Genomic DNA, 11261 nt, shown 5'->3' with positions numbered 1-11261 from the left:
AATTATATCTTATTTACGCCTAATCCCGCTTTATCGTCCTGCTGAATTTATTTCAGCATCTTTTTAGCGTGAAAGACCCTGAAATAAATTCAGGGTGACGACCGTCTTAACAGAAAACTTGATTAAAACGCCACAAAATGAGATTTAATAATCGAACTCAGGTTACTGGTTAACCACCCCGGCCCCTCCTAAATTAGGAGGGGAGCTGGATTACGCTTTGAAATGACAAATAGGTAAATCCGTGAGTTCAGTGCCTCTGTGGCAATGCTTTGGTCTGTTACCATTGGTATATTTCAATAAAGATATCGTCATCTCGACTGAAACGCAGTGGAATGGAGAGATCTACCTTGATAGATTTCTCGACTACGTTGCACTCCGCTCGAAATGACGGTATTTGTCCGTCGTAGTTAAAAATTTATCGTTCCTGTAATACAGCACTCCAAATCTATTTTCAATTTATAAACGTTCTATATTTAAAATAATCCTTTCAACGTCATTGAATTACCATAGGCTTTAGTGTTTAACAACTATATTTGTTACAATTCAAAATCTACAGCTCATGGATGATTTTATCGCAGCCCGTTCCCAAATGGCCTTATCGTTAGGCTTCCACATCATTTTTTCCTGTATTGGCATGGTTATGCCTTTCTTTATGGCCGTATCGCATTATAAATGGCTTAAAACAAACAATGAGGTATATAAAAATCTCACTAAGGCCTGGAGTAAAGGTGTTGCCATCTTCTTCGCTACTGGCGCGGTATCAGGCACTATGTTATCTTTCGAATTAGGCCTGCTCTGGCCAAAGTTTATGGATCATGCCGGTCCAATATTCGGAATGCCTTTTTCGCTGGAGGGAACAGCCTTTTTTATCGAAGCAATAGCCCTTGGCTTTTTCTTATATGGATGGAATAAGTTAAATAAATGGTTTCATTGGTTTACCGGGATGGTTGTTGGGGTGAGTGGTTTAGCCTCCGGAATTTTGGTGGTTGCCGCAAATGCCTGGATGAACAGTCCGGCGGGTTTTGATTTTGTAAACGGACAATACCTGAATATCGATCCTATACAGGCCATGTTCAATAAAGCTTGGTTTAGTCAGGCGCTACACATGTGTTTGGCCGCATTTACCGCTACGGGCTTTGCCGTGGCAGGTGTACATGCTTTAATGATCCTGAGAGACCGTAATAAAGAATTTCATTTGAAAGCTTTTAAAATAGCAGCCATATTTGCCTGCATTGGTGCATTATTGCAGCCTTTAAGTGGCGATATTTCGGCAAAAGATGTAGCCAAAAGGCAACCTGCTAAATTTGCTGCAATGGAGGCATTGTACAAAACAGAAAAGCCTGCCCCACTGTTGATTGGTGGAATTGTGAACGAGAAGGATAAAACCGTGAAAGGTGCAATCGAAATTTCAGGTGCTTTAAGTTTCCTAGCGCATGGCGATTTCAGAGCTGAGGTAAAGGGTTTAGATCAGATTCCAGAAAACGAGCATCCTCCGGTAGCCATAACCCATTATGCTTTCCAGATTATGGTTGGAATTGGCACACTACTACTTTTAGTATCCTTAACTTATTTCTTCACTTTATTTAAAAAGAAACCTTTAACCGAGAAACGCTGGCTGTTGAAATTATTTGTTGTGGCCATTCCGCTTGGTTACATCGCTTTAGAGGCCGGCTGGGTAGTTACGGAGGTTGGCAGACAGCCATGGATTATTTATGGCATTATGCGCACTAAGGATGCTGTTACACCGATGCCGGGTATTGCTTACTCATTTTATATATTTTCGGCCATTTACGTTTCTTTAAGCATTATTGTAACGTTTTTGCTTTACCGCCAGATAAAAATGGTACCAGTACTCTATAATAAACCAAAAACGAATTAATTAACCACAGATAAAAAAGGATGAACACGAATAAAAATTTTGATGTATGTTGCTTAACGTCTTTGAAATCTGTGTTTATCTGTGCAAATCTGTGGTAAAAAAATAAATGATGGAACAAGTTGTAATTACATTTTTATGCATGGCCATTTTGCTCTACTTTTTATTGGGTGGAGCCGATTTTGGTGCAGGGATTATAGAGCTATTCACTTCAACAAAAAACAGGAGTAAAACCCGTAAAACCATGTATCAGGCCATTGGTCCGGTTTGGGAGGCTAACCATATGTGGCTGATTATTGCCATTGTAATCCTTTTCGTAGGTTTCCCGCATATTTATACCACCATGTCGGTTTATCTGCATATTCCATTGGCGATTATGCTCATCGGAATTATTGCGCGGGGTACCGCCTTTGTATTCCGTCATTACGATGCTGTTAAAGATGATATGCAGTGGTTTTATAACCGCATATTCAGGTATTCGAGTTTTGTAACTGCATTGTTTCTTGGCATTATTGCCGGAAGCCTGATTTCGGGCCGTATCGATACGCAGGCGAACGATTTTTATACCGCGTATATTTCTGGCTGGTTAAATTGGTTTTCTGTTGCTGTGGGCTTATTTACGGTTGCGCTCTGCGGTTTTCTTGCCGCGATTTACCTCATAGGTGAAACAAAAGAAGCACACGATAAACGCCGTTTTATTAAAAAGGCGGAATTTATGAACGTGGCTGCCGTAGTTTTTGGTGCCATGGTGTTTATTGCCGCACAGCGGGATAAAATTCCGTTGATTGATTGGGTTTTTAAAAGCAATGTCGGTTTATCGGCCATTATTTTGGCCAGTTTATCTCTTGTATTGTTATGGTACCTGCTAATTAAAGGCAGAACCAAGATTTTACGCGTTTTAGCAGGCTTCCAGGTGACGATGATCCTTTTGGCCATTAGTTATGCGCATTTTCCAAACTTTATCCGTTTAAAGAACGGAGATGCGATTTCGTTGCTGGAAACCGTTGGACCCGAAAAAACCATTTATAGTTTAGGCTTAGCACTTTTATTGGGGAGTGTGTTGATTCTGCCTTTTTTGGGGTATCTGTTTTATAAGTTTCAGAAGAAAGAGGAATAAGTATATTTATATTGTAAGATCGTCATGAGGCTGTATCATAAAGGCGATTTCACCTCAAATGCTGTCATGTTGAGCTTGTCGAAACACCTCAAAGAGTATTTAAACAGGTCCTTCGACAAGCTCAGGATGACAAATCTATATTTATGATACAACCTCGACGACCTCAAGAATCATTACTGGATTATACTCTTTGTATCCTTGATTCTAAATGAAAAGAGCACCTGTTTCCAAATGCTCTTTAAATTATTCTTTATCTACAGCCCACCTTTTCTATTCGATTTAGTCTGTACCGGCCAGGTTGCTGGTTTTCCTGTACGTTCGTTTACAGGTAAATCGGTTGCTTTTTCTGTTGAAGTCTTCTCAGGATCTTCGCAGGCCATATAAACCATGATGGCCGCTAAAATTACATTGCTTCTAATCTCGTCGAAAACTAACTTATCGTAACTGTCGCGGTTGGTGTGCCAGGTATAAGTGCCATAATCCCAGCTGGTAGAGCTTAGCGAGTAACCCAAAGCTCCGGCAGCAACAAAAGAAGCAAAATCAGAACCTCCTGCACCTGGCGACCCAGGGAAATTGGTTTTGATCTGGTTTTTAATGTTATCTGGTACTGCAGCCAACCAGCGGGTAATATAATCTTTCGATTTAGCAAAGCCCTGACCGCCAATATTCACTACTCGGCCTGTACCGTTATCCTGGTTAAACAAAGCCTGAAGATTATTTACAATTTCCGGATGATCTTCTACAAAAGCCCTTGAGCCGTTTAAGCCCTGCTCTTCACTTCCCCAATGGCCAACCAAAATGGTACGTTTAGGATTAGGATAGATTTTTTTTAGAATACGCATGGCTTCCATCATTAAAATGGTACCAGAACCATTATCGGTTGCTCCACTTGCACCATCCCACGAATCGAAATGTGCGGATAGCATTACGTATTCGTTTGGTTTTTGTATACCTTTTATTTCTGCTATGGTATTAAAAGTAGGTACAACGCCTAATTTTTTAGATTCTGCTTCGATTCTTAATTTAGGTTTATCTCCATTTAAGGCTAATCGATAAACCAAGCCGTAATCTTCAACAGATAAATCTAAAGTTGGAACCTTTTTAGTATTTGCACCAAAAATTTTATCTACGCCAAAACCTTGCGACCAGTTATTGATCACTACTGCTACTGCACCTGCATTTTCTATAGCTACAGGAAGTGTTTTTGCTGTTAAACCCGTTTTGGCTATACTGGCTGTCCATGCTTTAGCTGCATCGGCTTTTTCTTTTTTAAATTTCTCGAACAGATCTTTGGTGGCAAACTCTTCCCAGTTTTTTTCTGGTCGGCCAGATAGTTGATTCATAGAAATCAATACGATTTTACCTTTTATATTGGGCAACCATTTTTGAAAAGATACCGAGTCTGTAATTGCCGGAAGGATAATCGCTTCTGCATTAATGGCTTTACCGTTTGTAGAAGGACTCCAAGCCAATTGCGTACCTTCTAAGGTCCTAACCCGCGGACTTATTAAATCGATGTGCGTAATGCCTCTTTCCCAGCCGGCCCATTCGCCCCATTTCTCATTTTTTGCAGAGATGCCCCAATCGCTATATTTTTTCACGGCCCAATCATTGGCCTGTTTCATTTGTGGTGAACCAACTAAACGTGGCCCTACAACATCTAAAAGTTCGTGAGCGAGTTTCTCCAATTGAGCGTTTTCATTCACTTCTTTAACAATATTGTCGATTATTTTTTTGTCTTGCGCAAATATGCAGGTTGAAGTGCATAGCAATAGCGCAGAAAATAGTAGTTTTTTATTCATAATTAGTTAGGGTTGATTATTTGATAAGCTAATTTATGAAATAGGCAGTAGGGTTGAAGGATGTTAATGGAAATGTTGCAGTAATAGGATCGTCATTGCGAGGCGATTTTTCATCGCCGTGGCAATCTCATAAGTTGAATCCTTTAATGTTTACTAAGCTGAAAAGTCAGATGGTAACATCTGACTTCACTACAAGGGCATAGGCTGAGGATATATAGTTGGGATAGGGATTGAGGTTGGTGAGCCATTGACCTATAAAGAGGAATTCCTTAATTATATTAACCTATTTTATTTTCGCCTATATTTCTATATTTTAGGCAAATTTTTATAAATGATGAAAAAAACGGTCTCTTTACTGTTGATGCTCCTAGTTGGACAATTTTCCTTCTCTCAACAAAATGTTATTGCAAATGCCAAGCGTACAGCACAATTGATGATAGATAATTATCTAAAAAAAGATTATGAAAGCTATGTTAATTTTTTATACCCTACAGAAATTAAATATAGAGGTGGTAAAGAAAAGTTTGTTGAGTTACTAAAATCTAACGATGAGCATAGTAAACTTATTAATATAAAAACGGTTAGTCAAAAAATAATAGGTATCTCAAAAGCTTATCATGCGGGAAAAGAACTTCATTGTGCTATTTCTGTGGAAAATAAGAGCAGTGGCGACGAGGGCTTAATGATTTTAAGGACAACATTACTTGCCATCAGTACTGATCAAGGCAAAACCTGGAAATTTATCACCACCGGAGATAAAACCCCGACTCAAGTTCATAAAATGGTGCCAAAATTTAATGAAGATCTGATGTGGGATGCAGGTTCTTTTAATATAGTGAAGAAATAGCATAAAAACTGTTGACTAAACTAAAAGGTCAGATGGTAACATCCGACCTCACTATGTTAACTTCTCCGTGCCTTCAGTGCTTCCGCGGCAAACAACCCTAAAAACTACCCTTCTGGATCTTATCGTGAAACGGCAAATACTCAGCTAGTGCTGCAGAGCCATACCAATTGTACAATTCTGGTTCCAGTAATTTGGCTTTTATGGCCGGATCGCTTTCCAGTAGTTGTTTTGCCTCTTCGATCGATTTTGTATTTAAAACGAAAATGCCGCGGTAATTTTTATCGTTTTTACCCATCGGACCAGCAACTACGAGTTTTTGCATATCGACCATTTTACCCATGTTTGCCATATGTCCGGCAAATAAACTATCTGTTTTGGCTTTGGTTTCTGTTGTATTCGTACCTGATTTCAGCATAACCAGCACATACATTTTCATGCCGTAGTTGTCGGCACCAAGCTTTTTAGCTAAGGCTTCATCATAGGGGGCTTTAGCCTTTTTCTCCTGCGCTTGTGTAGTGAGCGTAACGGTGATTAGGGAGATTAATAGGAATAACTTTTTCATTTAGTTTAAGGTTTGGTTAGTTTAAAAATAAGAAAAATTGTTCAAGATGTTAAGATGATTCCAGCTCCCCTCCTTGTTTTCAAGGAGGGGTGGGGGTGGTTTAATATACTCGCTGGGGAAACCCCTCAACAGAACCATTGGCTCATGTTAACTAAACCTGATTGCCGCGAAAAGCCCGGAGTGTAGCGAGGACTTGAAGCAAAAAGCAGGACTGAACTAACCTAAGTTATTCAAGCCCTGCTTTTCTAAATATCAATTAACCAGTTAAACAATTAACCGATTAAACCTGTCTAATTGTTCATCATTTTAATAAAAGCACCCAATTTAGCTTTCATGGCTCTTCTATCTACAATGAAATCGAGGAAACCGTGTTCAAGAACGAATTCTGAAGTTTGGAAACCTTTCGGTAAATCTTTTTTAATGGTTTCTTTAATTACCCGCGGACCAGCAAAGCCGATCAGTGCGCCTGGTTCTGCAATATTAATATCGCCTAACATGGCGTATGATGCAGTTACACCACCGGTAGTTGGATCGGTTAATAAAGAGATATATGGAACTTTAGCCTGACCTAATAAGGCGAGTTTGGCTGATGTTTTGGCCATTTGCATTAATGAAAATGCGGCTTCCATCATACGGGCACCACCTGATTTTGAGATCATCAGGAAGGGAATTTTATGTTTAATGCTGTAATCGATCGATCTTGCAATTTTTTCGCCCACAACTGAACCCATCGAACCGCCGATAAAAGCAAAATCCATACAGGCAATTACGAGGTCTTGTCCTTCGATTTTACCAACACCGGCACGGATAGCGTCTTTTAAGCCTGTTTTAGCCTGGCTTTCTTTAATTCTATCGGTGTAAGGTTTGTTATCGTTAAAATTTAAAGGGTCGCCTGATGTTAAGTTAGGGAACAGCTCTTTAAACTCGTTATTGTCAAATAAAACCTCGAAATATTCTTTTGAGCCTACTCTCAGGTGGTAATCACAGTAATGACAAACGTATTTGTTTTCCTGAAGTTCTGCCTGATGTAGCGGTTTTTTACAATTTGGACATTTATTCCACAAACCATCTGGTGCTTCTTTTTTCTCCTCTGTTGTGGTGATGATACCTTTTTTTTCTCTCTTAAACCAAGCCATATAATTTTTTGAAGAATTGGATTGCAAAGAAACGAAAAATAAAATAAAGTCGGACCTTATTAGATGTAAAAATAGTCAATGGTGAGTTGGTTGATAGTCGATTGGCAATAATGCAAGCGTTGGATAGGTAATTGAAAACTCAGCTCGGGCTACTGTTAACTGCTAATTGTAAACTTAAGTGTGTCTTTTTTACACTAAGGATAATGTGTTTTTTACACTAAATAGGCCTTATTTTGCTGTTAGGCAAATAATTCTGTTGTTAGAAAAGCTTGGAATGTTATTTTTTTTTATAACTTCGGACTTAATAAAATTAACAAGAAATGAGTTTAAAAGGCTACAAAGGCGTAATTTACGGAGATGCCGTTCAAGAATTGTTTGAGCAGGCTAAAAAACATCAGTTTGCTTTACCAGCAGTTAACGTAACCGGTACAAATACGGTTAATGCGGTATTGGAAACTGCTAAGGCAGTAAATTCGCCTGTTATGATTCAACTATCTAATGGAGGTGCACAGTTTTATGCAGGCAAATCTTTAGATAATGAGAAATTGCAAGCATGTATTTTAGGTGCTGTATCGGCAGCTAAACATGTACATTTATTGGCAGAGCATTATGGTGTTGCCGTGGTTTTACATACCGACCACGCCGCTAAAAAATTATTGCCTTGGATTGATGGACTTTTAGACCACGGTGAAAAATTCTTCGCTGAAACTGGAAAACCTTTGTTTTCATCACACATGTTGGATTTATCGGAAGAGTCGATTGAAGAAAACATGGAAATTTCTGCTAAATATTTAGCACGTATGGCTAAAATGAACATGACTATCGAAATCGAACTTGGTGTTACAGGTGGTGAAGAAGATGGTGTTGATAATAGCGATGTAGATAGCTCTAAATTATATACTCAACCAAGCGAAGTGGCTTATGCTTACGAAGAATTAAGTAAAGTTTCTCCTCGTTTTACAGTTGCTGCTGCTTTTGGTAACGTACACGGTGTTTATAAACCAGGTAACGTAAAATTGCAACCGGTAATTTTGAAAAATTCTCAGGATTTTATCAAAGAAAAATTCAGCTTAACAGCAGAGAAACCAATCAACTTCGTATTCCACGGTGGTTCTGGTTCTACTCAGGAAGAAATCAGAGAAGCAATTTCTTATGGTGCAATTAAAATGAATATCGATACCGATATGCAGTGGGCATTTTGGGAGGGTATTTTAGAATACTACAAAAAGAATGAAGCTTATCTTCAAGGTCAGATTGGTAATCCTGATGGCGATGATAAACCAAATAAAAAATATTACGATCCACGCGTTTGGTTACGTAAAGGTGAAGAAACTTTTGTGAAGCGTTTAACTACTGCTTTCGAAGATCTAAACTGTATCAACGTTAACGATAAGCTGTAAGTTTTGATTGGTTTTTAAGGTTGGATTTATATTCAATCATTCAAAAAATCAATCATTCAATAATTATACAAAAGCGCCATGGGTTTAAAAACTTATGGTACTTTTGTATGTTTTATGGTTATATTTAAGCAAACAAATTGTAATGGCAAAATCTAAAAACGATACCAAAAGAAATAATTTTTTCGAAAAATTTGCCAATGCGGCAACCAAATTTACAGGTAGCTCTGCTGCATTTATAACTGCAACCTCGATTGTGATTATTTGGGCGGTAACAGGACCACTTTTTGATTATTCTGAAACCTGGCAATTGGTAATTAATACAGGCACTACGATTATCACCTTTTTGATGGTTTTTTTGATCCAGAAAGCACAGAATAAAGATGGTAAGGCCATTCAGTTAAAATTAAATGAATTGATTGCTGCGCAGCAGGGTGCAAGTAACCGAATGGTTGATATAGAAGATTTGAGTGAAAAAGAACTGGATCAGTTGCATAAATTTTACGTTACGATTGCTGCACTTGCCAAAAAAGAGGCCGATATTCATTGTTCGCATTCAATTGATGTTGCTGAGGCATTAAATGAATCGAAGTTAAAATCGAATAAACACTTTAAACACCACGATAATGAGTCTGCACGTTCAAAAAGTTAATCATCCCGAAGATTTAGATAAAGTATTTGCGATCCGTAAGATTGTATTTGTAGACGAACAGAATTGCCCGCCAGAATTGGAATGGGAGCATGAAGATGAATCTGTACATTTTCTGGTAACAAATAATGGCCAGCCTTGTGGTGCCTGCAGGTGGCGTAAAACAGATAATGGTTATAAGCTGGAACGTTTCGCAGTTTTAAAAGATTTTAGAGGGCAGGGGGTAGGTCGTGCGCTAATTGCCGAGGCTTTATCTGATCTGCCAGAAGATGCGCATTATATTTACCTAAACTCGCAGTTAGATTCTATGAGTTTGTATGCCAAATTTGGTTTTGTAGCAGAGGGAGAGCAATTTGAGGAGGCTGGGATACAGCATTTTAAAATGGTGAAGAAAGTTTAGGGATAATTTGCCAGGAGATACGGAAAGTACAGCACATTCAACGAAAATCGTCATTGCGAGGCACGAAACAATCTTAAAGCGATCGCTGGATTTGATTATTTACCCACCCATAGTAGTAGGATTGCTTCGTTCCTCGCAATGACGACCTAACAATTACCAAATTACTAACTAAACTATAATGGAAAGAGGAGGATGCGTTTATATCATGGCAAATTCTTTTAACACTGTTTTTTATACTGGAGTAACTTCAGACTTACAGGGTAGGGTTTGGCAACATAAAAACAACGAATTTCCAAAAAGCTTTACTTCAAAATATAAATGCTATAAGCTAGTTTATTACACATTCTTTCCAAATATCGAAGAAGCCATTGATGAAGAAAAGAGAATTAAAGGTGGAAGCCGCCAACAGAAAATAGATTTAGTTGCTTCAGCGAATCCAAATTGGGTTGATTTATATGATGAATTGGATTCGTAGATTCCGTCATTGCGAGGAACGAAGCAATCTTAAAGCGATCGCTAGGCATCGGGTAATTTAGTGGTTTAAATGCCCACCCATAGTAGTAGGATTGCTTCGTACCTCGCAATGACGATCACTCATAACAAATCTACCTAAATATCTTCCCTGATAAAGCCATTGCCTCATTCCACTTATCCATATTTAGGTTCAATTTTTCTCCTTTTGCAGTTAAATAGCCAATTACATCTTCGGTAGCAATGTTACCTGTAAGATCATCTGCGGCCATTGGACAGCCACCAAAGCCTTTTAAGGCAGAATCTATACGTTTTACACCCGAACGATAAGCAGCTTCTATTTTTTCAAACCGTTCGGCAGGGGTTGAATGCAGATGGATGCCGATTTCGGTATTTTTAAACCTCGAAATCAGTTTTGGTAATATGCTTTCTATCTTCGCTGGCGTGGAAACACCAACCGTATCAGCTAACGATAAAATGGCTACACCTTTACCCACCAGTACATCAGCCCATTTTTCTACAATTTCATAATTCCATTCATCGCCATAAGGATTTCCAAAACCCATTGATAGGTAAACAACCGCTTTTTTGTTGTTTTTAGCGCAAAGAGAGAGCATTTCTTCCACCGTGTTTAATGATTGTGCTATGCTTGAATTGGTATTACGCTGTTGGAACGTTTCTGAGATCGAAAAAGGGAAACCAAGGTAATCGACTGCCTGGTGCATTACAGCGTTCTCTACGCCCTTTAAATTGGCTACAATAGCCAAGAGTTTGGTGCCGGTGTTGCTTAGATCAAGCTGTGCTAAAACTTCGGCAGTATCGGCCATTTGTGGGATGGCTTTAGGCGAAACAAAACTTCCAAAATCGAGCGTATCGAAACCTACCTGAAGCAAAAGATTCAAATATTCTGCCTTAAGTTCGGTTGGAACAAAATCGTGTAGTCCTTGCATGGCATCGCGTGGACATTCTACTAATTTGAAGTTGTTTTGGCTCATATTTTTGGT

Annotated in this window: 11 protein-coding genes; 7 read left to right on the top strand and 4 right to left on the bottom strand. The window is 38.8% G+C overall.

Features of this window, described 5'->3' with window-relative positions; translation table 11 throughout:
- Positions 1–559 precede the first annotated feature (559 nt).
- Positions 560–1879 carry a cytochrome ubiquinol oxidase subunit I gene (locus AW17_RS10850; protein WP_029276281.1) on the top strand — a complete coding sequence of 440 codons (1320 nt, stop codon included), beginning with the start codon at positions 560–562 and terminating at the stop codon, positions 1877–1879.
- 109 nt (positions 1880–1988) lie between these two features.
- Complete coding sequence (locus AW17_RS10845; protein ID WP_029276279.1) at positions 1989–2993, top strand: cytochrome d ubiquinol oxidase subunit II; 1005 nt, start codon at positions 1989–1991, stop codon at positions 2991–2993.
- 254 nt (positions 2994–3247) lie between these two features.
- Here AW17_RS10845 and AW17_RS10840 read toward each other — a convergent pair whose 3' ends face one another.
- Positions 3248–4795, bottom strand: a complete 1548-nt coding sequence (locus tag AW17_RS10840) for a M20/M25/M40 family metallo-hydrolase (protein WP_029276277.1) — start codon at positions 4793–4795, stop codon at positions 3248–3250.
- A gap of 331 nt (positions 4796–5126) precedes the next feature.
- Here AW17_RS10840 and AW17_RS10835 point away from each other — a divergent pair, with 331 nt between their 5' ends.
- Positions 5127–5642, top strand: a complete 516-nt coding sequence (locus tag AW17_RS10835; RefSeq protein WP_036669651.1) for a hypothetical protein — start codon at positions 5127–5129, stop codon at positions 5640–5642.
- A 97-nt stretch (positions 5643–5739) separates the two neighbouring features.
- Here AW17_RS10835 and AW17_RS10830 read toward each other — a convergent pair whose 3' ends face one another.
- Both AW17_RS10830 and accD read right to left on the bottom strand, forming a co-directional pair.
- Entirely contained in the window at positions 5740–6204 is a 465-nt protein-coding gene (locus AW17_RS10830) for a YciI family protein (RefSeq protein ID WP_029276273.1), read from the bottom strand.
- Positions 6205–6494: 290 nt separating this feature from the next.
- Positions 6495–7340, bottom strand: coding sequence for an acetyl-CoA carboxylase, carboxyltransferase subunit beta (gene accD / locus AW17_RS10825; protein WP_029276271.1), 846 nt, complete (start codon positions 7338–7340; stop codon positions 6495–6497).
- 320 nt (positions 7341–7660) lie between these two features.
- Between accD and fbaA the strand changes: the two genes are divergently transcribed.
- From fbaA to AW17_RS10805, 4 genes are all read left to right on the top strand, one after another.
- Positions 7661–8740 carry a class II fructose-bisphosphate aldolase gene (gene fbaA / locus AW17_RS10820; protein ID WP_029276269.1) on the top strand — a complete coding sequence of 360 codons (1080 nt, stop codon included), beginning with the start codon at positions 7661–7663 and terminating at the stop codon, positions 8738–8740.
- A 142-nt stretch (positions 8741–8882) separates the two neighbouring features.
- The gene (locus AW17_RS10815; RefSeq protein WP_029276267.1) at positions 8883–9389 is read left to right on the top strand and encodes a low affinity iron permease family protein; all 507 of its coding nucleotides are present in this window, start codon (positions 8883–8885) and stop codon (positions 9387–9389) included.
- Positions 9364–9786, top strand: coding sequence for a GNAT family N-acetyltransferase (locus tag AW17_RS10810; RefSeq protein WP_029276265.1), 423 nt, complete (start codon positions 9364–9366; stop codon positions 9784–9786). Before AW17_RS10815 ends, AW17_RS10810 begins: the two co-directional genes overlap by 26 nt.
- 178 nt (positions 9787–9964) lie before the next feature.
- Positions 9965–10261 (top strand): GIY-YIG nuclease family protein, encoded by a 297-nt coding sequence (locus AW17_RS10805; RefSeq protein WP_029276263.1) that lies wholly within the window; start codon positions 9965–9967, stop codon positions 10259–10261.
- Positions 10262–10391: 130 nt separating this feature from the next.
- Here the strand turns inward: AW17_RS10805 and AW17_RS10800 are convergent, their stop codons facing one another.
- On the bottom strand, positions 10392–11252 hold the full coding sequence (locus AW17_RS10800) for a hydroxymethylglutaryl-CoA lyase (RefSeq protein ID WP_029276261.1): 861 nt from the start codon (positions 11250–11252) through the stop codon (positions 10392–10394).
- Positions 11253–11261: the final 9 nt, after the last annotated feature.

It is taken from the genome of Pedobacter borealis DSM 19626, assembly GCF_000708285.2.
Classification (GTDB): domain Bacteria; phylum Bacteroidota; class Bacteroidia; order Sphingobacteriales; family Sphingobacteriaceae; genus Pedobacter; species Pedobacter borealis.
This window is presented reverse-complemented; position numbering and strand designations above follow the sequence as displayed.